This window comes from Bradyrhizobium sp. SZCCHNS30572, from assembly GCF_032484415.1.
In the GTDB taxonomy this organism is placed as follows: Bacteria; Pseudomonadota; Alphaproteobacteria; order Rhizobiales; family Xanthobacteraceae; genus Bradyrhizobium.
In genome coordinates this window covers 560,701-580,760 of record NZ_JAUESY010000001.1, presented here as the reverse complement: position 1 = coordinate 580,760, position 20,060 = coordinate 560,701, and the positions used below count along the sequence as shown (strand labels likewise).

The following is a 20,060-nucleotide window of genomic DNA, read 5'->3' as shown; positions in this document are numbered from 1 at the left end:
GGGGCGTGTCGCGACCGTCACGAGACGTGGGAGGTGGGATGCGATGGGCGCAAGGAATCGCAGCGTGGCTTCGTGTCGCGCCGACGAACGGTTCGTTGCGCACGGCGAAATCGTGCGGTCCTGACACCCCGACGCTGGTGTCCCGCGGCGGCGTGCGCAAGCGCGTCGTCGCGCATGGTGGCCAACAAGCCCGGTGCACCAGGGAGACCACGTATAAGCCGTTCCAACCGTTGCGCAGGGAGGGCCGGGCGTGTTCGGCCAGACCTGTGGTACCTGCCGCCTGCATTCTTTTCGCAGGCGGGCCACGGGCGCGGCCAGCGCCCGGCCTTCCCTGCGCCCTCCCCAAATTCGAGGGCGAACGTGCTGCACAGCCCGGGCGCCATGCGCCGCGGGAAGGCGAGTCTGCGTCCGTTGAAACAGAAAGGCGACCAATGCAGACGCGCGCTCGGCAACCCCGTCCCGACAAGACCCCCGCGGCGCTCTGGCCGCCGGCGTTAACCATTTGCTAACCATGGCGCGGGCAAGCTTTGCCGCGTCGCGCTGCGCGTGGCCGGCGACCGGACGACCACAGGACATCCTGGGCTTTGCTGCCGCCGGGCATGGCGGCGGCCCGGTTGCCGGCCGCAGCGCTTCGCTGCGGCGTCCGACGCCATGCCGTCCTGTCTGTCCGGAGACCCAAGTCCTTGAGCACCGTCGGTTCGCGCGCCTTCCAGAAGGCGCGGCAGGAAAAGAAGCAGAAGAAGCTCGTCGAGACGCAGCTGACGACGGCGTACAAGGCCTTCCAGGCCGGACGCCAGGCCGAGACGCAGGCGCTGTGCGCGAAGCTGCTGCAGGAGGTCCCCGGCTGCTTCGATGCCATGCATCTGCTCGGCGTGTCGCTGGTGTCATCGGCACGCTTCGCCGAGGCCACCGCCTTCCTGGCGCAGGCCGTCGCGATGGAGCCGAATTCCGCCGACGCGCAGTCCAATCTCGGCTGGGCGCTGATCAATTGCGAGCGCTACGAGGAGGCGCGCGCCGCGCTGGAGCGATCGCTGGCGCTGCGCCCGAATGCGCCGATCACCTTGCGCAACCTCGCAATCGCGCTGCTGCGGCTCGGACAGGGCGAGGCCTCGCTCGCGGCCGCGACCCGCGCCCTCGAGCTCAAGCCGGACGACGTCGATGCCTGGTGCAATCGCAGCGTCGCCGAGCTGATGCTGCGGCGCTGGGACGCCGCTGCCGCCAGCGCCGAGCGCGCGCTGGCCTTCAGCCCGAACCATTTCGAGGCCACGGTCAACAAGGGCCTCGCCCATCTCGAGCTGCACCATTTCGAGCTGGCGGAAGCGACCTTCAATGCGGCGCTGGCGGCACGCCCGGCCCACGCCGAGCTGCGGGCGCATCGCGGCCGGCTCTACATGATCTCCGGACGCACGGCGGAAGCCGAAGCCGATTTCGACGCCGCCGTGACGCTCGATCCCAATCTGCAACTCGGATGGCAGGGCAAGGCGCAGATCTGCATCCTCAACGGCAATGTCGCGCAGGCGATGGCCGCCTGCAAGCGCGTGCTCGACACCAATCCGAAGGCGCAGGTCGCGCTCACTTTGCTCGGCGCCTGTCGCGGCCGGCTCGGCGACGTCGCAGGCGCCATCGCCCAGTTCGACCAGGCGCTCGCGGTGCAGCCGGACTATGACGAGGCGATCACCAAGAAGATCTTCTATCTCGACTTCCTGCCCGGCGCCGACTTCGCGGTCCAGCAGGCGGCGCGGCAATATTGGTGGATGGCGGTCGGCTCCAAATTCCCGCGCCGCAAACTTGCGCCGCGTTCGCTCGATCCCGACCGGCGCATCGTCGTCGGCTACGTCTCGGCCGACTTCCGCATGCATTCGGCGGCCTTCGCCTTCCTGCCCGTGCTGCGCGGCCACGACAAGACGCAGGTCCAGGTCAACTGCTACTCGACCTCGCCGCGGCACGATTCCTACACCGCGACGTTCCAATCGATCGCCGACGTCTGGGTCGAGGCCTCGAGCCTGTCCGACGACGAGCTCGCCGACCGCATCCAGGCCGACGGCGTCGACATCCTGGTCGATCTCTCCGGCTACACCACGGGCACGCGCATGCCGGTGTTCGCGCGCAAGCCGGCGCCGATCCAGGTTACGGCCTGGGGCAGCGGCACCGGCACGGGCCTTGCCACGATGGACTACTTCTTCGCCGATCCGGTCACGGTGCCCGAGAGCGTCCGGCCGCTGTTCGCCGAGCACGTCCACGACCTGCCGTCGGTGATCACGATCGATCCGGTGCTCGACGTTCCGCCGTCGCCGCTGCCGATGCTGACGAACGGCTACGTCACCTTCGGCGTCTACAACCGCATCGACAAGATCTCCGACGCGGCGATCGCGCTGTGGGCACGGCTGCTCGCCGATATCCCCGACGCGAAGCTCGTCGTCAAGCATCTCGCGCTGAACGATCCCGCGGTGCGCGACGGGCTGCTCGCCCGCTTCGTCGCACACGGCGTGCCCGAGGCGCGCATCCTCTGCCTCGGCGCCAGCGAGCGCGTCGAGCATCTCAAGTCCTACGAGCGCATCGACATCTCGCTCGACCCGTTCCCGCAGAACGGCGGCATCTCGACGTTCGAATCGCTCTACATGGGCGTGCCGGTCGTCGCCAAGCTCGGCGCTGGCGCGGCCTCGCGCGCCGCCGGCGGCATCCTGACCGCGGCCGGCCTCGCCGACTGGGTCGCCGGCGATGATGACGGCTACATCCGGATCGCCAAGAGCTTTGCCGCGCAGCCCGAGCTGCTGGCGAAGCTGCGGCCCGAACTACCCGGCCTGGTCGCGCGCTCGCCGGCCGGCGACGTCGCCAACTACACGCGCTGCGTCGAAGCCGGCTATCGGCAGTTCTGGCGGGACTATTGCGCCAAGGGAGGCAAGGCCGGCGCCTGATCGCGCCGGCGTGCCAAGGCCTCGATCTGGCAGCAGCCCTCGACGCCCGATCGCACGAACGTCCGGCTTCGACCGCCCCCCGCAACCGCAAGCTGCATCGATTTCCGCTGTGCCATTTTGGCCGCGTGCGATCTCGCGCGCGGCTCTCGGACTGATACCACGGCGTTTCTCCGTCCAGACCAAGGCGCAATCAAGCCCATGGCTTTTTGGTGGCGAGGATGCGCCTCGCAGCAGCCCCGTTTGCGCCCAACCGGCGAGTAGTAGACCTGATTCATCAACCAAGGAGATAATGCGCGAAAATCGACCGTGCCTCGCGATCGCCGTGTGGCCGGCAACGGAGGAATTTGGGGCATGCGGGTCGCGTTGTTGAGTTGCGTCGTTGCGGCGGGATTGAGTTTGGCGGCACCGTTGCTCCCGGCCATGGCACAGACCGCGCGGACCGGAAGGCCGGCGGCGGCAACGGCCGCTGCGGCCGGCGAAGGCGGCAAGCTGCAGGAGTCCAACGAATGGACGGTCGGCGTCGCCGGCGGCCTGCTCGAAGGCACCAACATCCGGTTTGCCGCCGAGATGGCCAAGGTGCTCGACGACCGCCCGAATCTGCGCGTGCTGCCGATGGTGACCTACGGCGCGCTCGGCAACATCGAGGACCTGCTGTATCTGCGCGGCGTCGACGTCACCATCACCTCGGCGGACGTGCTCGACGAGTTCGTCCGCAACGGCACGCTCGCCAACATCAAGAACCGGATCCGCTACATCTGCTCGTTCTACATCAACGAGATGCATGTCTACGTCCGCCCGGAGATCAGGACGCTGGAGGATCTCGCCGGCAAGAAGGTCTCCTTTAACACCGTGGGCAGCGCCGCCAACCTCACCGGCGGCATCGTGTTCGACCGGCTCAAGATCGGCGCGGAAAAGGTGTTCATCAACAATTCGGTGGCGCTGGAGAAGATGCGCAGTGGCGAGATCGCCGGCGTCGTCCACGTCACGGGCAAGCCGACCGACCTGTTCGCCAAGTTCAAGCCCGAGCCGGGCTTCCACTTCCTGCCGATTCCGTTTGCGCGCAGCCTGCAGGACTACTACGTGCCGACCAAGCTGACCTCGCAGGACTACCCCAATCTGCTCAAGCCCGGCGAGAGCGTCGAGACCATCGGCGTGCCGCAGGTGCTGGCGGTCTACAACTGGCCGCCGGAGACCGAGCGCTACCGCCGCGTCGCGCGCTTCGTCGACTATCTGTTCAAGCGGTTCGACCAGTTCAAGCAGCCGCCGTTCCATCCGAAATGGAACGAGATCAACCTCGCCTCCTCGCTGCCCGGCTGGACCCGCTTCCGCGCCGCGGAGGAGCTGCTGGCCAGCACGCGCCCGCCGCAGGCCGACGGCGCCGCCGTCAAGCAGCAGTTCGACGAGTGGATGAGCACGCGGGCGCCGACCGGCGGCCGGCGGATGAGCGAGGACGAGACCAGGGTCCTGTTCGAGCAGTTCCGCGACTGGATGAAGCGCGACGGCGGCCAGCCGGCGCGATAGCGCCGATGGTCGTGGCGTCGACTACGACACCGCCGGCTTGCGGCGCAGCGCCGCCGGCGAGTCGGGTTGCGCCAGCGGATGGGCGGACGCGAACGCCGGCAGCGCCATCGCGGCCTCGACGACGCGCTGCACCGTCGGCGTCGCGGCGAGGTCGAGGCCTTTATTGCGCGCGAAGACGGCGTGGCCGGCGAGGCAGATGTCGGCCATCGTCGGCGCATCGCCATGGCAGAACCGGCCGGTCGCGACATGGCCTGCAAGCTGGGCCTCGATCGCGACCAGCATCTCCGACGCCCAGTGCCTGAGCCAGGCCGCGCGCGCCGCGTCGTCCACGTGCAGCACCTCGGTGAGATAGCGCTGCACCCGCGGCGTCGTCAGCGGATGCGCATCGCAGGCGATCATCGCCGCCAGCGCCCTCACCCGCGCGCGCCCCTTGGCATCGGCAGGCAGCAGCGCCGCGCCCGGACAGGCTTCGTCGAGATATTCGAGGATCGCCAGCGACTGCGTCAGCACGGTGCCGTCGTCGAGCACCAGCGCTGGCAGCGCCATCTGCGGGTTGAGCGCGGCATAGGCCTCGTCGCGATGCTGCTGCCGGTCGACATCGACCGCGACCTGCTGATAGGCGATGCCCTTGAGGTTGAGCGCGATGCGCACGCGAAAGCTCGCCAGCGACTGCCAGAACGAATAGAGCTTCATGCGGGTCCCCCTGGGCGGGCGAGTGAATGTCGACGTCTTCGATCGATCCGTCGCCCACGGTCGACATTCGATATCCGGCGATCAGTTCACGCTCGAGATGAAGCCTGCGAGAATCGTCCGGCTCTGGCTGAGTGCCTCGATGCGTTGATCGATGAGGCCGACCTGCTGCGCCAGTATTCTTCGCAAATTGTCGCAAGGCCTGAAATCTGGACGGTTGTTGCGCACGCAGGGGAGCAACTGCTTGATCGTCTCGAGCGTCATGCCGGCGGAGCCGAGCAGTTTGATCCGGCGCACGGCTTCCTCGTCCGCCGGCCCGTAGTCGCGGTAACCGGACGAGGTTCGGTGCGGCGCAAGCAAGCCTTCGTCCTCGTAGTAACGCAGCATCCGGATGCTGACTCCCGTCCTCCGGGAAAGTTCGCCGATCTTCACCTGAAAACCTCTTGACCCTGACAGCGCTGTCAGACCTTACAGATCGTGCTCATCCAAGTGGAGTCCCCTTGTGACGGGAGCAACGATGAAAGCCTATCATTTGAATGGCCATGCGGGCGCGGGTCGCCTGGTGCGCACCGACGTCATCAAACCTGAACCCGCCCCTGGCGAGGTCCGCATTCGGGTCGAGGCGGCAAGTCTCAACTACCGCGACCTCCTGATCCTCGACCGAGCGGGTGAAGGCGGTTTCGACCGCCGCGTCCCGCTCTCCGACGGCGCAGGCATCGTTGATGCCGTAGGCTCCGATGTCGTTCAATGGCGCCCGGGCGACCGTGTGGCCGCATCGTTCTTTCGCGATTGGATTTCCGGGCCGTTCAAGGCGAGCTATGTTCCGTCAGCCCTCGGCGGCAGCACGATGGATGGCATGCTGGCGGAGTACGTGGTGCTGCCGGCGACGGCGCTGGTCCCCGTGCCGGCGCACCTCACGTCGATCGAAGCCGCGACCCTGCCTTGTGCCGGCGTGACGGCCTGGCACGGCCTCATCACCCGTGGCGGAATGGGCAAGGCCGACACGCTGCTGGTCCAGGGAACCGGCGGCGTCGCGCTGTTCGGCCTTCAGTTCGCGGCCGCGCTGGGCGCGCGCGCGATCGTCATCTCGTCCTCGGATGAGAAGCTCGCCCGCGCCCAGGCGCTCGGCGCCTCGATCCTGATCAACTACCGCGACACGCCCGATTGGGATGTGGCCGTGATGAAAGCGACGGACGGCGAAGGCGCCACGCATGTCCTCGAGCTCGGCGGCCCCGGCACCTACGACCGATCGCTGCGGTCGGTCGCTTCGGGTGGCAAGATCGTCCAGATCGGTGTCTTGACGGGGTTCGGCCCCAAGCCCGACCTCGCCCGCCTGCAGTGGGAGAATGCCGACATCATCGGCGTCACCGTGGGTTCGGTCGAACATTTCACGGCCATGAATCGATTCCTGGCCGAACACGCGATCCACCCGATCGTCGATCGGGTCTACGACTTTGACGACGCTCCCGAAGCGTTCGCCCGTCTCCGGTCCGGCTCGCACTTCGGCAAGATCGTTGTGAAGCTATAGGCGAGAGGATGTGAGCACTTCGCCGATCTGCGACGCCGGAAAGCGCATCCCCCCCCGGAGTTGGCACAATCTCTCCGGGTTGGAATCAACCCACGCAACAAACCGAGGGGTCGATCACGCCTCGCTGATCCGCACGCGTGGCCCCGGCCGGCAGCAGCGCCGGACGGCGCGTGACCGATCGTGCCTCACCGTCCCCCTGCTGTCACTCCGCACCGGCCGTGAAGTCCTGGTCGGCAACGCTGGCGGTCTGCGGCACCTTGATGACCACGGCGGCGCGATTGAGCGCCTGGTGGCAGGAATTGCAGGCGGCGGTGAGGTCGGCATAGGAGCGCTCGAAGCGGCCGATGTCCTTCTGCTTGATGGCCTGCGCCAGTTCGTCGAACGGCTGCTGCGTCACGGCCGTCGTCATGTCGGCAAACGAATTGCCCTCGACCAGTGGCTGCGCCCGGCTGACGCGGTTGAACGCGCCCTTGAGATTGCCGAGCTCATAGGCGCTGAACGCCCAGTTGCCGCTATGGCCGGCGATCCAGAGCCTGAGATGGCGCGGCTGGATGGTCGCGATCATCAGGTCGCTGACGGTCGGCAGGTAGGCTGGCGCCGGGGTCGGTGTCGGCGTCTCCGCCCTGGGCGCGGCGACCGCGATGAGCGATGCAAGCCCGGCCAGGCCAGCAGCCGTCGCTGTCAGCCGCAGACCATGGGGGAGCTTCTGTCGACGCATTTTCGGTTCTCCTGCATTCAATTTAGAAGCCTTCTAAAGAGCAGCATCCCTCGCCGCCAATCGCAAACGCTGATCGCAGCGATCAGAAAAACTTGATGCCGCGCGCCGCGCGACACGCACGATATCGACACATTGCTCGGCGCCACGCGCGCAGCCGGACGACGCGCAAGCGCCGAGCCCCGGGTCAGCAGAAAACCTGAATTTTGATTTGACGAAATATTCTTGTTTCATTTTTTCCGAAATCGTGTATATGATCTCCCATCCTGCTTCCGCCGGAGGGGCGTGTCGCGACCGTCACGAGACGTGGGAGGTGGGATGCGATGGGCGCAGGGAATCGCAGCGTGGCTTCGTGCCGCGCGGACGAACGGTTCGTTGCGCACGGCGAAATCGTGCGGTCCTGATACCCCGACGCTGGTATCAAGCGGGTGGCGGTGCTCACGCATTGCGCCTGTGATGGTGGCCAACAAGCCCGGCGCACCAGGGAGACCACGTATAAGCCGTTCCAACCGTCGCGCAGGGAAGGCCGGGTGTTTCGGCCAGACCTGTGGTGACTGCCGCCTGCTTTTTTTGCTGCAGGCGGGCCACGGGCGCGGCCAGCGCCCGGCCTTCCCTGCGCCCTCCATCCGATCGAGGGCGGACCTGACGCACAACTCGGGCGCGCGGCGCCGCGAGACCGTGGGCGCACGCCAACCAAGCCGATGCAGGAGACCGACCGATGCAGACCAGCGCCTGGCTCGCCAAGTGCGCCCGCTCTCCTGCCCCCGCAACCCTTTGTTAACCGCCATTAACCGAACGCTAACCAACCACCGGGCAAAAATTGCCGGGTGGAATGTGCGTGTCGTGGTTGGGTGCAGTTGACGGAGGAGACCTTCCGTGGACGCCGGCGCGGTACCTCAGTTTCGGAACGGCGGCCCTGCGGCCGTCGCGCAGTCGTTTGGGGCCGGCACACGCGGCCCGCGGGAAGGGGCGAAAGCCATGGTCGACGTCACGGCGGGTCAGGGGGTCGGATCTCCGGCCGGCGGGTTCTCATTCGCTGACCTCAAGACAGCAGTCCTGCGCGGCGACATCGCGCTGGCGCTCGGCATCCTCACCATCCTGGTGGTGCTGATCCTGCCGCTGCCCTCGCTGGTGCTCGATCTGTTCCTGGCGATCTCGATCACCCTTTCGATCCTGATCCTGATGACCGCCTTGTTCATCCAGGCGCCGCTGGAATTCTCGTCCTTTCCGACCATCCTGCTGATCTCGACGATGCTCCGGCTGTCGCTGAACCTGGCCTCGACCCGCCTGATCCTGTCGCGTGGCCACGAGGGCACCGATGCGGCCGGCCACGTCATCGAGGCGTTCGGCAACTTCGTGATGAGCGGCAATTTCGTCATCGGCATCATCGTGTTCGCGATCCTGGTGACGGTGAACTTCGTCGTCATCACCAAGGGTTCGGGCCGCATCGCCGAGGTCGCGGCGCGCTTCCATCTGGACTCCATGCCCGGCAAGCAGATGGCGATCGACGCCGACCTCTCCGCCGGCCTGATCGACGAGAAGGTCGCCAAGATCAGGCGCAAGGAGCTGGAGGACGAAAGCGGCTTCTTCGGCGCCATGGACGGTGCCTCGAAATTCGTCCGCGGCGACGCGGTCGCCGGCCTGCTCGTCGTCTTCATCAACATCATCGGCGGCATCATCATCGGCGTCGCCCAGCAGGGTCTCGGCTTTGCCGAGGCCGCCCGCACCTACACCACGCTGACCGTCGGCGACGGCCTCGTCACCCAGGTGCCGGCGCTGATCGTCTCGACCGCCGCGGGCCTCCTGGTCTCCAAGGCCGGCGTCAGCGGTGCCGCCGACAAGGCGCTGATCAAGCAGTTCTCGGGCTATCCGCAGGCGCTCGGCATGTCGGCCGCCGTGATGCTGGTGCTGGCGCTGCTGCCGGGCATCCCGACCCTTCCGTTCCTGGCGCTCGGCGGCGGCGCCGCCGCGCTCGCCCTCAAGGCGCGCAAGCAGAAGGAGGTCGCGAAGGCCGAGGAGGTCGCCGCGGCTGCAGCGCCGGCGGCGGCTGCCACCGCCGCGGCCGCCGAGGAGCCGATCTCGGCCGCGCTCAAGATCGACGACCTCAAGATCGAGCTCGGCTATGCGCTGCTGCCGCTCGTGAACGCACCCGACGGCACCGACCGTCTGACCGACCAGATCAAGGCGCTGCGCCGGTCGCTCGCGATCGAGATGGGTTTCGTGATGCCGTCGGTGCGCATCCTCGACAACGTCCAGCTCGAGGCCAACACCTACATCATCAAGATCAAGGAGGTCGACGCCGGCTCCGGCAAGATCTGGCCGAGCCAGTTCATGGTCATGGACCCCGGCGGCAACCAGGTCGCGGTGCCCGGCATCCACACGACGGAGCCGACCTTCGGCCTGCCCGCCACCTGGGTCGACGCCGGCCTGAAGGAAGAGGCGACGCTCAAGGGCTACACGGTCGTCGACGCGGCGACCGTGCTGTCGACGCACCTGACCGAGCTGCTCAAGGCCAACATGAGCGACCTGCTGTCCTACGGCGAGGTGCAGAAGCTCCTGAAGGAGCTGCCGAAGGAGCAGAGCGAGCTGGTCAAGGACATCGTGCCGACGCAGATCACGATTTCCGGCATCCAGCGCGTGCTGCAACTGCTGTTGTCGGAGCGCATCTCGATCCGCGACCTCTCGACCATCCTCGAAGGCATCGCCGACGCGCTCGCGTTCTCGCGCAACCCGGCAACGATCGTCGAGCACGTGCGCGCCCGTCTCGCCCGCCAGATCTGCGCCCAGAACACCTCGCCGATGGGCTATCTGCCGCTGATCGCGCTGTCGGCCAGGTGGGAGCAGGCGTTTGCGGAATCGCTGATCGGCCAGGGCGAGGAGCGCAGCCTCGCGATGCAGCCGTCGAAGCTGTCGGAGTTCATGACCGCGACGCGCGATGCCTTCGAGCGCGCCGCACGCGAAGGCGAATCGCCGGTGCTGGTGACGTCGGCGGCGATCCGGCCGTTCGTCCGCTCGCTGGTCGAGCGCTTCCGGGCCCAGACCACGGTGCTGTCGCAGGCCGAGATCCATCCGCGGGCGCGGCTGAAGACGGTGGGGAGCGTGTGACGCTGACGTTGCGGAACCGCAGAATTCCGGGCGCGTTTGATCGGCGGGGCCGGCGCGAGGCGTCGGCTTTTGCCGTTTTTACCGGCGGACCACCCCTTGCTTTACCGCCACAGGCAAACGAATTCTTAATTTTGCGTTAGGTGGCTGAAATTTCATCCGCATACCGAACAACTAATCAAACTATTGATACATCTGCATTAATTTGAATTTCATCGACTTTCGATCGCGAGACATCACGCCTTATCACACACTTGTGATGTGGCCTACGAAACAGAATTGAGGTTTCCTACGTTAGTTCACGCGAGACGATGAACCGGAAAGCCCCCGGCTCACACGAATCAGCGAAGGACGGAAGACGGCAGGAGGCTTCCATGAACCACTCGATTTACAGCGCGGATCGTACGACCCACCTCAAGATCGTGGTGGTTGCGCTCGTGGCTGGCATCGCAGTGGCCGGCCTCGGCATCTCCGCCCGACTGAATGCAGAGCCGAACTACGCGCAGACGGCAAAGGTCCTCAAGGCCGGCAAGCCGGTCGTGGTGACGAGCTCGGAGATGTCGGTAGTTCGCTGACAGGAATTCCCGGAATTCACGCGGTTCTCACAGCCCCCCAACTGGCCGCGTGGATATGTAGTAGACCCAACCCCAAGTCGACTACTGAAAACGCCCGCTCCCCACGGGCGTTTTCTCTTTTGGGCGTTGAATCACCGCGCCGACGGCACCGTCTCGATCAGCTTGCCGGTAAAAACGATCGGCCCGGTCGCCTGCCCGGTCGGCGACCCGCCCTCCGGCTCGACCGTGACCGCGTAGGTTGCGCGGTTGACGGTGTCGGCGTCGTAGGACGAGAGAACGGGACGGCTGGTAAAGTCGCTGCCGCCGATCACGCCGAGCGAGCGCGGCTTCTGCAGCTTGTCGGACACGAGCCACAACTCGAAGCTCTTGCCCGGCTCCGGCGCGGCGCCGACCCGGCGCACGGTGTAGCTCTTGCTGGCGGCATCGACGGTCAGGATGAAGGCCGGCGACGCCGCGTCCTTCTGCAGGAGGGCAACGAACTGGGCGGAGGGCTGCGCGACCGGCACCTTGACCTCAACAGTCTGGATCCGCGGCTTCGGCTGCAATGGCCGCGGCAGGAGGTCGGGGCGGTAAACCTGGACGCCGACCAGCGCGAGCAGCACGGCCGCGAGCGCGGTCATGACGTTGGCAACCGCGCGCAACTGCCGGACCTTGGACGAGAGCTGAACGACATTGGTGTCGTCGTTCGCGATCTCGCCAGCCGCGAACGTGCTGCGTGTCGGCGTGATGACCGGCGCCGCGACCTCAGGCTCTGGTTCGCTGACGGGAGACGCATGGATCGGCGCAGCTTCCGCTTCGACAGGTGGGACCTCGGGAGGTGCGGGCTCGGGCTGAGCGGCAACGACCTGAGCCTCGACGATCGTCACCTGTCCAGCCGGCGCGCTCTCCGCGTTCGCGCGCAACCGCGCAATCTCGGCCTTGATGCGCTCCCACAGTTCGGGACGCGGCTCGACCAGCCCGACCATCTGATTGAGCGGACCGAGGCGAAATTCCCACGCCTGGACCAGCGCGACAAAATCCTTGTCGACCGCCATCATGGTCTCGACCTGCGCCCGTTCGGCGGCGTCGAGCGTCCCGAGCGCGTATTCCGCCGCCAGCGCGATATGGTCTTCGCTATACGCCATCACAGGTCCAGGTCACGTCCTACAAGGTCTCTCGCCGGTCCAACAGCACCTCATCCGAGACCGAGGCATTGGCGGATGTCCATCATGCTCCGCCTCAGCCAGGTCTTCACCGTGTTCACCGGCGCCTCGAACTTGGTCGCCAATTGCTCGCGGCTCCAGCCGTTGTAGTAGGCAAGCAGCACGAGCTTCTGGCGGTCGGGCTCGAGCTGGCCGACGCATTCCAAAAGACGCTTGAGCTCCTCCGACATCTCGCGGCGCGCCAGCGGATCCGGCGTCTCGGCCGCAACCTCCAGCGCGGAGGGCTCATCCTCCAAAGACAGCTCACCGCGCTTTCGCACCAGGTCGATGGCGCGGTTGCGGGCGATGGCGGCCATCCAGGTGATCGGGGAAGACACCGCTGGGTTGAACTGTGCGGCGTTGTTCCAGACCTTCACATAGGTCTCCTGGACGACCTCCTCGGCGAGGTCCTGTCGGTGCAAGATACGGAGCACGACGCCATAGAGTTTCGCGCGCGTCGCCGCGTAGAGGCGCTCGAAGGCAGCCTCGTCCCCTTTGGCAACAGCGGCAAGCAACCAGACCAGCTCTGCCGGCGTCAGCATTCAGCGTCCCCGAAAATCGCCCCACTCCCTCGTTCGAGCCTACGTCCTCCCGTAGCACAAGTCCTGGGCAACTCTCCACCGGGGCGGGCGCGACGAAAAACCCGGACCTCGCGGCCCGGGTTTTCGAAAGCGACAGCCGTGACGGCGACAGGCTCAGGCGATGACGCCGAGCCGGGCGCGCATCAGGCCGATAGAGTCCATGTCGGCCTGCTCGCGGGCGCTCTCCTCGGCCTTCTCGCGGGCCTGGTCACGCTCGTCGAGCAGCTCGACCTTTTTCATTTCCTCGAACGCCTCGGACAACGCGGCCTTGGCGTCCTCGAGCTGGGTGCGCAGCTCGTCGGCCGAGCGCGTCAGGTTTTCCCGGCGCTGGATCGCGGCCTTGGCGTAGGTCGGATAGGCAAAATGGGTCGGGTCGTTGATGCCGGCCCGCTCCTGCTCGGTCTGGATCTCCCGCTCGAGCTCGGCCGACATGCGCTGGAAGTCAGCGATCATGCCCTCGATCTGCGTCACCCGGCGGCGTTTCTCATCCACCTGAAATTTCTTCAGACGGATCAGCGTTTCGCGCGACTTCATCGACTCATACTCCCCAGAAGTCCCGTGTACGGCGCGGGACAGGGCCGGCCGCCCTTGCTGGGCTCGCCGACTAGGCTCATTACATGGAGGGGATGATTACCCGACAAAGTTAGCTTTCCGTTTCCAAGCGCCCCAGGATCTGTTCCAGCTCCCGATACCCGTTCTGCAGCGTCGAGACCTCGTCCTTGCGCTGGCGCAGGAACGCCTCCAGCGGCTCGTGCAGCCGGATCGCCTCGTCGACCTCCGGACTGGAACCGGCGCGATAGGCACCGAGCCGGATCAGTTCCTCCATGTCGGCATAGGTCGCCATCACCTGGCGCGCGCGCATGATCGTCGGCAAGAATACGGGGTCGGCCGATTTCGGCATCGTGCGCGACACCGATTTCAGGACGTTGATCGCCGGATAGCGGCCGCGTTCGGCGATCGAACGCTGCATCACCACGTGGCCGTCGAGAATGCCGCGCACCGCATCCGCCACCGGCTCGTTGTGATCGTCGCCATCGACCAGCACCGTGAAGATCCCGGTGATGGTGCCCTCGCCGCTGCCCGGCCCCGCCCGCTCGAGCAGTTTCGGCAGCTCGGTGAACACCGTCGGCGTGTAGCCCTTCGCGGTCGGCGGTTCGCCGGCCGACAGCCCGATCTCGCGCTGCGCCATCGCAAAGCGCGTGACCGAGTCCATCAGACAAAGGACATCCTTGCCCTCGTCGCGAAAATATTCCGAGATCGCGAGCGTCAGATACGCCGCCTGCCTTCGCATCAGCGCCGGCTCGTCGGACGTCGCGACCACGACGACCGAGCGCGCGAGACCCTCCTCGCCGAGATCGTCCTGCAGGAACTCCTGCACCTCACGGCCGCGCTCGCCGATCAGCCCGATCACCGACACCGCCGCGTCGACGTTGCGCGCCAGCATCGACAGCAGCACCGATTTGCCGACGCCGGAACCGGCGAAGATGCCGAGTCGCTGGCCGCGGCAACAGGTGAGAAAGGTGTTCAATGCACGGACGCCGAGATCGAGCGGCGAGCCGACGCGCCGGCGCGAATGCGCCGGCGGCGGATTGTTCCGATAAGGAACCGGCGAGGCGCCCTGCGGCAGCGGCCCCTTGCCGTCGATCGGCTCGCCCATCGCATTGATGACTCGGCCGAGCCAGGCCGGCGACGGCCGCACCTGATTGGCGGCATTGGCGATCACGGCGCGGCAGCCGCGGCGCACGCCCTCCAGCCCGGCGAACGGCATCACCACGGCATTCTTGCCGGAGAAACCGATCACTTCGGCAGGGATGTAATTGTTGCCGGTCTCGATCACGATGCGCGCGCCGACCGACATCGCATGAATCGGCCCGGCGATCTCCACCATGAGTCCCTTCACGCCGACGACACGCCCATAGGTGTTCACGGCGTCGATGTCGCTGATCTGCTCGGCCAGAGCCTTCATTGCCAAAGCGCCTTCATCGCGAGAGAGCTGTCATTGGGCCAGAGCCTTCATTGCGAAAACCTTAAGTAGGGGCAGATTCGCGTCGTCGGCTTAACTCTGTGTTTACTCGCATCATTAATCATTACGTCATGGTCTGGAGTGACTGACGTGCTTCGCTTTGCCGCCCTCAAAAAGCGGTGAGATCCGAGAGTCGGTTAGGTCCATCTCTTAACATGGAGCTTGAACGAGAGCGGCTAAGAAAAACTGCTTCATCGCAACACCTTACGGCGATTCGATAAAAATTGCACGGATAGAGCTTGCGGAGGGGAATCAGGATTTGTTAACCATCTCTCGTCAGGATCCGAATCAGTTGTTCAAAGGCGTTTTGAGTGCCGCAGATGGCGGCCGACCTGACGCCCGGAGCGGCGACTATGGGGAACTGGCATGCGCGTTTTGCTGATTGAGGATGACAGCGCCGTCGCGCAGTCGATCGAACTGATGTTGAAGTCCGAAAGCTTCAATGTCTACACGACTGACCTGGGCGAAGAAGGCGTCGACCTCGGCAAGTTGTACGACTACGACATCATCCTTCTCGACCTCAATCTGCCCGACATGTCCGGTTACGACGTGCTGAAGCAGCTGCGTGTCTCGAAGATCAAGACGCCGATCCTCATCCTGTCCGGCCTCGCCGGCATCGAGGACAAGGTCAAGGGTCTCGGCTTCGGCGCCGACGACTACATGACCAAGCCGTTCCACAAGGACGAGCTGATCGCCCGCATCCACGCGATCGTCCGCCGTTCCAAGGGCCACGCCCAGTCGGTCATCCAGACCGGCGACCTCGTCGTCAACCTCGACACCAAGACGGTCGAAGTCGGCGGCCAGCGCGTGCATCTGACCGGCAAGGAATACCAGATGCTGGAGCTGCTCTCGCTGCGCAAAGGCACCACCCTGACCAAGGAGATGTTCCTCAACCATCTCTACGGCGGCATGGACGAGCCCGAGCTGAAGATCATCGACGTCTTCATCTGCAAGCTGCGCAAGAAGCTCGCCAACGCCTCCGAAGGCCGCAACTTCATCGAGACCGTCTGGGGCCGCGGCTACGTGCTGCGCGAGCCGCACGACATGGACGAGCGCATCCCCGCCTGAGCTTTCACTGGGTCCACCGGCGAGCCTCACGGCTTGCTCCTCCCAGACTGGGCCCCGCCGCGAATGGCGGGGTTTTTGTTTGTGGGCTGGGTCGATCGAGGCGAAGAACGTCGCGCACAGGCTGCGGCTTCGCGAACATTGCGCTCCCTTCTCCGGCGGTTGCGGCGCATCGCCTGTCCCGGCAGGGCAAGCCTGGCAGTCGGGCGCGATCTGCTGCCCCCATCTCCGTCATTGCGAGGAGCGAAGCGACGAAGCAATCCAGAGTCCCACCCTGGCCCCTGGATTGCTTCGCTGCGCTCGCAATGACGCCCGGGGGCGACGTTCAACCCGAGAAGCACGCACGACATCTACGGATGCACCTTATGCGACCCTGCGGACAAACCCTCGCGATCTCGCGGCGCCCAGCGCCCGAGCTATGTGCCATTCTCACCGCCCTCTCCTAACCGAGGGCGCAGGGAAGGCCGGGCGCTGGCCGCGCCCGTGGCCCGCCTGCAGAAAAGAAAGCAGGCGGCAGTCACCACAGGTCTGGCCGAAACACCCGGCCCTCCCTGCGCGATGGCTTTACGATTTATACGCGATCTCCCTGGGGACCGGCTGTCTTGCCCCCATCACCCGCAGGCAGCTCATCAGCAACGCCCGCAGGCTCGACCTCAGCACCGGGAGGCCAGGACCACGCGACTTCACCGTGCGCTCGGGATCGTTCGTCGGCACGGCGAACCATGCTGCGATCCCAAGCGCCCATCGCATCCCACACCCGACGTCCGTGACGACCGCGAAGCGTCCCCTCGTTGGGGCGGGACGCGCGGAGTAAAGCACATTTTTCGTAAAAACAAAATAGAATTTCGATAAACAGAAATCATATTTCTTCCAGCCGTTCGAACGGCCACCGTCAAGGCTTGCGTTCCCGATCGAGACCCTGTCGAACGCTCCTGTTTCGGATCGACGATCTGCCATGTGCGGCTTCGCGCAAGTCACCTGCGATGCCCATGCGGCGCAGAGATCGGTCCCAATTCTGATCACCACGCTCGGCGGGGTGGTGTCGACCAGTTGCCGGAACGTGCTGAGCGGCGATCGGCTTCTGGTCGACATGACGACCGGCGTTTCGCAAGTCGAAGTCGATAGCGGTACGGTGAAGGCATCGGTCAAACCCGTCGTCAGAGGCATGTTGCGGAGCGACATCGGCTCCGCCGGGCACCGCACCAGAGCCGAAGAAATGATGCGAAAAGTTGTGCGGACCGTGACGTCGCACCCGCCCTTATTACCTTGAGTTGCATCAAAGACGGTCAGCAATTTCCGTGGCAGGCTAGCATTGACGGCGTATCCGTCATCAATGGTCCTTCAACGTGAGGAGTTCACTATGGCTAGAAGCATTGCTGTTGGTCTTGCTATTCTCGCCGTCTCTACATCTGCGGCCTTGGCAGGACATCGTACTCATCATGCAAAAGGTACTCATGCAAAAGCCAGTGCGGCTCAGCAGGTCGGGGCGAGCAAAAGTGATCGCGACCAATATGGAAATATGCAGGTCAATCCCGGAACTCCGGGCCTGAGCGGCAGCAACGCTGCCCTACATGCAAAAACGCATCGCGATTCCGGCTACGGGCCGAAGAGTGACTACAATGCAGACGGGACCATGCGGGTTGATAGCGGAACTCCGGGCGTAAGCGGCAGCAACGCTGCCCTACATCGTAGAACGCACCGCGATTCCGGTTACAATCCCAAGAGTGACTACAACGCGGACGGGACCCTGCGGGTGCATCAATAGTCGTTTCTTGCGACCACGTGATTGGCCCGGAGCGTTCCGCGCACCGGGCTTTCACGTCCACGAAAACCAGCGGTCCTTGCATTGACCGACAGCGATTACGGTGACGCTGCTCGACTGCACAAAACTATCATCTCGGCCGTTGTGTAACGGCGGGCCCATGAGTCTGGCCGGTCGCGCTGGCGGCACCGTACGCGCAGACGCCATGTAGGAGCTAGTCGCAAAGATACTGTTCCTGCTGTCGTCCGAGGCGTCGAACCTGACCGGCGCGTTCTACGCGACGGACGGCGGATGGACGGCCTATTGAACCCGCTTCCAGTCCGCTGAGGACTGGAACGATCGTTCACCCACGATCAGCTTCGAGCAAAGAGACGAGATCATGATGCGATCCCGCGGACCCGCATCATGATCTCAGAGTCTCGGAAGAGCCGCGGACCTAGCGGCACTCCTTGATTACGGTGACGCTGCAGAAAACTATCGGAAACTACCGCGCGATCCTCCTCCAACGGCGAGCCTCGCCAAAAGCACGTCCATGAGTCCGTCCGGTCGCTCTCGCTGCAGCGGCGCGGACCGGATGGGTGGCCTGCGGCACATTTCGCTCTGGTTGATCAAGATCAATCGCGCTACCTTGGCCTCGCCGATCATCGGATCACGCAATGAGCTGGTGGCAGAGCCATGCCGGACGGCAGACGTCTCCCAATGCGCGGAAGCCTCGGTCCGCACCTGGCGGCGTGGCTGTTCTCGCTGCTGCTCGTTTCTGCCGCCGGCGCCCAGGCACTGGGGCCCACGTTCGAGAACCGGCCGATCGAGTCGGTGCGTCTGGTGCTGTCGGGCGTGGTGCCCAGTGGGGCGCAGCGGGTCGCGTTCGAGGATCGCATTCGGCGGGCACTCAACATCTATCCGGGGTCGCAGCTTCACGACCTGATGGTCGATTTCGGGCTCGGCAAGGTGAAACGCATCCCCGGCGTGGCCTCGGCCTCGATCAACTACGTCGACGGCAACACCGGCGGCGTTGCGGTCGAGGTCAGCGTCGTCGTCGGCGACCGGCCGCAGGCGGATCCGGGCCGCGTCGATTTCCCCTATCTTCATCAGGGCGACGACAGCCTGCTGAAGCTCAAGCTGACGGCCGCGACGCTCGGCTACGCCAATCACGATGCCTGGTATGGCCGGCCGCAGGCCTTCGTCGGCGCCAATCCACTCGCCAAGGGACCGGCCGGCGCCGGCTGGTCGTCGTTCGGCGAAGCCGCGCTGGAGGGCGGGCTGCAGGGCATCGGACCGGTCGGCAACAACATCTATGCCTATGGCAGCCTCTCCTATCTGGCCAGCGGCTCGACCGGCACCGACCTGTTCGTCACCGGCGCGCGCCGCCATGGCGCGATCGAGGACGCCTATGCGGGCCTGGTCACGGGGATCACGGGCGACGACGGCTCGCGGCTGGTGATCAACCTGTCCGGCGGCCGGCAGCCATTCCAGATCGCCGACGGCATGCTGATCAGGATCACGGCGGCGAACGGGTTTGACCGCGCCGCGCTGCAGCTCAATCCGCGCTGGGCTGCCGACAGTTTGTTCCTCGCGCAGGCTCGCTACAACACCACGAAATTCGAGGCCTTCCGTCTCGCCCCCGACGAACTGCCGGCGATCGATACCCACACCGTCATCGCCGGCGCGAACCTCGAGACGGGCCTGGGAACGCCGCATCAGCTCGGACTGACCTATCTGACCGTGCCGCGCTCCGACTACGGCTGGTACACGGCCACGGCGCAGGGCACGCGCCAGGGGCTGCAAGTCGCCGACCTACGCTATTACTGGACGCCCGCCATCGGCGCGTCCGGTCCCTATGCGAAGACGGAGCTGGCGCTGCAATGGAACGACCGCAACGCGTTTCCGATGCGCGCCTGGGGCGGCTATGTCGAGGCGGGCTACACCTTCAACGAGGCGCTGTGGCGCCCCACTTTGAGCTATCGGCTGTCCGGCTTCAGCGGCGACAATCCGGCGACGCGCACCTATGAGCGCTGGGATCCGCTGTTGTCCGGCGGCACCGGCGAGGAATGGGTGCAGGGGCTGAACCACTACAAGCTGTTTCAGGACACCAATTTGATCGCGCATCGCCTGCAGGCGATCCTGCGGCCGGCGCCGCAATGGGAGCTCGTGCCGCAGGCCTGGCTGTTCCAGGCGCAGCAGCTCAACAATATCGGCGGCACCACCTCGACGCTGGCCGGGCATCTGCTCGGCTACGAGGTCAACCTGACGGTGAAGTATTTCATGAGCCGCAACGTGATGTTCCAGTCGGGGGTCGCGCTGACGGCGCCGCTGTCCGGCGTCAGCCAGGCCGTTGCCGGCACCACCCGCCCCTGGTTCAGCGCGATGTCGCTGGCCCGGATCAGCTTCTGAAAGGAGATGTC

General features: G+C 65.5%; 16 protein-coding genes. 9 read left to right on the top strand and 7 right to left on the bottom strand.

The window, feature by feature from the left end; all coding sequences use genetic code 11:
* The first annotated feature begins 683 nt into the window (after positions 1 to 683).
* Complete coding sequence (locus QX048_RS02565; protein ID WP_316191577.1) at positions 684 to 2,915, top strand: tetratricopeptide repeat protein; 2,232 nt, start codon at positions 684 to 686, stop codon at positions 2,913 to 2,915.
* Between the two features lie 351 nt (positions 2,916 to 3,266).
* Positions 3,267 to 4,436, top strand: coding sequence for a TAXI family TRAP transporter solute-binding subunit (locus QX048_RS02560; RefSeq protein ID WP_315752696.1), 1,170 nt, complete (start codon positions 3,267 to 3,269; stop codon positions 4,434 to 4,436).
* A 21-nt stretch (positions 4,437 to 4,457) separates the two neighbouring features.
* On the opposite strand, the gene maiA is transcribed toward QX048_RS02560, so the two are convergent.
* Both maiA and QX048_RS02550 read right to left on the bottom strand, forming a co-directional pair.
* On the bottom strand, positions 4,458 to 5,129 hold the full coding sequence (gene maiA / locus QX048_RS02555; RefSeq protein WP_316191578.1) for a maleylacetoacetate isomerase: 672 nt from the start codon (positions 5,127 to 5,129) through the stop codon (positions 4,458 to 4,460).
* 81 nt (positions 5,130 to 5,210) lie between these two features.
* On the bottom strand, positions 5,211 to 5,558 hold the full coding sequence (locus QX048_RS02550; protein WP_315714045.1) for a MerR family transcriptional regulator: 348 nt from the start codon (positions 5,556 to 5,558) through the stop codon (positions 5,211 to 5,213).
* 85 nt (positions 5,559 to 5,643) lie between these two features.
* On the opposite strand from QX048_RS02550, the gene QX048_RS02545 reads away from it, so the two are divergent.
* Entirely contained in the window at positions 5,644 to 6,654 is a 1,011-nt protein-coding gene (locus QX048_RS02545) for an NAD(P)-dependent alcohol dehydrogenase (protein ID WP_316169356.1), read from the top strand.
* A gap of 202 nt (positions 6,655 to 6,856) precedes the next feature.
* Here the strand turns inward: QX048_RS02545 and QX048_RS02540 are convergent, their stop codons facing one another.
* Positions 6,857 to 7,372, bottom strand: a complete 516-nt coding sequence (locus tag QX048_RS02540; RefSeq protein ID WP_315752692.1) for a cytochrome family protein — start codon at positions 7,370 to 7,372, stop codon at positions 6,857 to 6,859.
* Positions 7,373 to 8,347: 975 nt separating this feature from the next.
* On the opposite strand from QX048_RS02540, the gene flhA reads away from it, so the two are divergent.
* On the top strand, positions 8,348 to 10,474 hold the full coding sequence (gene flhA, locus QX048_RS02535; protein ID WP_315714040.1) for a flagellar biosynthesis protein FlhA: 2,127 nt from the start codon (positions 8,348 to 8,350) through the stop codon (positions 10,472 to 10,474).
* A gap of 371 nt (positions 10,475 to 10,845) precedes the next feature.
* A complete protein-coding gene (locus QX048_RS02530; RefSeq protein ID WP_315714039.1) occupies positions 10,846 to 11,046 on the top strand; it encodes a hypothetical protein in 201 nt (66 codons plus the stop codon).
* A 131-nt stretch (positions 11,047 to 11,177) separates the two neighbouring features.
* Here QX048_RS02530 and QX048_RS02525 read toward each other — a convergent pair whose 3' ends face one another.
* The 4 genes from QX048_RS02525 to fliI all read right to left on the bottom strand — a co-directional run bounded on the left by QX048_RS02525 (position 11,178) and on the right by fliI (position 14,774).
* Complete coding sequence (locus QX048_RS02525) at positions 11,178 to 12,170, bottom strand: anti-sigma factor domain-containing protein (RefSeq protein WP_316169358.1); 993 nt, start codon at positions 12,168 to 12,170, stop codon at positions 11,178 to 11,180.
* 50 nt (positions 12,171 to 12,220) lie between these two features.
* Complete coding sequence (locus QX048_RS02520) at positions 12,221 to 12,769, bottom strand: sigma-70 family RNA polymerase sigma factor (protein WP_315714037.1); 549 nt, start codon at positions 12,767 to 12,769, stop codon at positions 12,221 to 12,223.
* Between the two features lie 153 nt (positions 12,770 to 12,922).
* A complete protein-coding gene (gene fliJ, locus QX048_RS02515) occupies positions 12,923 to 13,342 on the bottom strand; it encodes a flagellar export protein FliJ (RefSeq protein WP_315714036.1) in 420 nt (139 codons plus the stop codon).
* A 109-nt stretch (positions 13,343 to 13,451) separates the two neighbouring features.
* The gene (fliI, locus tag QX048_RS02510; protein WP_315714035.1) at positions 13,452 to 14,774 is read right to left on the bottom strand and encodes a flagellar protein export ATPase FliI; all 1,323 of its coding nucleotides are present in this window, start codon (positions 14,772 to 14,774) and stop codon (positions 13,452 to 13,454) included.
* A 423-nt stretch (positions 14,775 to 15,197) separates the two neighbouring features.
* On the opposite strand from fliI, the gene ctrA reads away from it, so the two are divergent.
* The 4 genes from ctrA (at position 15,198) to QX048_RS02490 (ending at position 20,049) form a co-directional block, all read left to right on the top strand.
* On the top strand, positions 15,198 to 15,899 hold the full coding sequence (gene ctrA, locus QX048_RS02505; RefSeq protein WP_012046382.1) for a response regulator transcription factor CtrA: 702 nt from the start codon (positions 15,198 to 15,200) through the stop codon (positions 15,897 to 15,899).
* 952 nt (positions 15,900 to 16,851) lie between these two features.
* Positions 16,852 to 17,166, top strand: a complete 315-nt coding sequence (locus tag QX048_RS02500; RefSeq protein ID WP_316191579.1) for a hypothetical protein — start codon at positions 16,852 to 16,854, stop codon at positions 17,164 to 17,166.
* Positions 17,167 to 17,256: 90 nt separating this feature from the next.
* Positions 17,257 to 17,661, top strand: a complete 405-nt coding sequence (locus tag QX048_RS02495) for a hypothetical protein (protein ID WP_315714033.1) — start codon at positions 17,257 to 17,259, stop codon at positions 17,659 to 17,661.
* Between the two features lie 696 nt (positions 17,662 to 18,357).
* On the top strand, positions 18,358 to 20,049 hold the full coding sequence (locus QX048_RS02490) for an alginate export family protein (protein ID WP_315714032.1): 1,692 nt from the start codon (positions 18,358 to 18,360) through the stop codon (positions 20,047 to 20,049).
* The last annotated feature ends 11 nt before the right edge of the window (positions 20,050 to 20,060 follow it).

Bases quoted from the DNA above. Each gene is read 5' to 3' on its own strand.
- QX048_RS02560 (WP_315752696.1), top strand. From the start codon at position 3,267: ATGCGGGTCGCGTTGTTGAGTTGCGTCGTTGCGGCGGGATTGAGTTTG.
- maiA (WP_316191578.1), bottom strand. From the start codon at position 5,129: ATGAAGCTCTATTCGTTCTGGCAGTCGCTGGCGAGCTTTCGCGTGCGC.
- QX048_RS02545 (WP_316169356.1), top strand. From the start codon at position 5,644: ATGAAAGCCTATCATTTGAATGGCCATGCGGGCGCGGGTCGCCTGGTG.
- QX048_RS02540 (WP_315752692.1), bottom strand. From the start codon at position 7,372: ATGCGTCGACAGAAGCTCCCCCATGGTCTGCGGCTGACAGCGACGGCT.
- flhA (WP_315714040.1), top strand. From the start codon at position 8,348: ATGGTCGACGTCACGGCGGGTCAGGGGGTCGGATCTCCGGCCGGCGGG.
- QX048_RS02530 (WP_315714039.1), top strand. From the start codon at position 10,846: ATGAACCACTCGATTTACAGCGCGGATCGTACGACCCACCTCAAGATC.
- QX048_RS02525 (WP_316169358.1), bottom strand. From the start codon at position 12,170: ATGGCGTATAGCGAAGACCATATCGCGCTGGCGGCGGAATACGCGCTC.
- QX048_RS02520 (WP_315714037.1), bottom strand. From the start codon at position 12,769: ATGCTGACGCCGGCAGAGCTGGTCTGGTTGCTTGCCGCTGTTGCCAAA.
- fliJ (WP_315714036.1), bottom strand. From the start codon at position 13,342: ATGAAGTCGCGCGAAACGCTGATCCGTCTGAAGAAATTTCAGGTGGAT.
- fliI (WP_315714035.1), bottom strand. From the start codon at position 14,774: ATGAAGGCTCTGGCCGAGCAGATCAGCGACATCGACGCCGTGAACACC.
- ctrA (WP_012046382.1), top strand. From the start codon at position 15,198: ATGCGCGTTTTGCTGATTGAGGATGACAGCGCCGTCGCGCAGTCGATC.
- QX048_RS02500 (WP_316191579.1), top strand. From the start codon at position 16,852: ATGTGCGGCTTCGCGCAAGTCACCTGCGATGCCCATGCGGCGCAGAGA.
- QX048_RS02495 (WP_315714033.1), top strand. From the start codon at position 17,257: ATGGCTAGAAGCATTGCTGTTGGTCTTGCTATTCTCGCCGTCTCTACA.
- QX048_RS02490 (WP_315714032.1), top strand. From the start codon at position 18,358: ATGCGCGGAAGCCTCGGTCCGCACCTGGCGGCGTGGCTGTTCTCGCTG.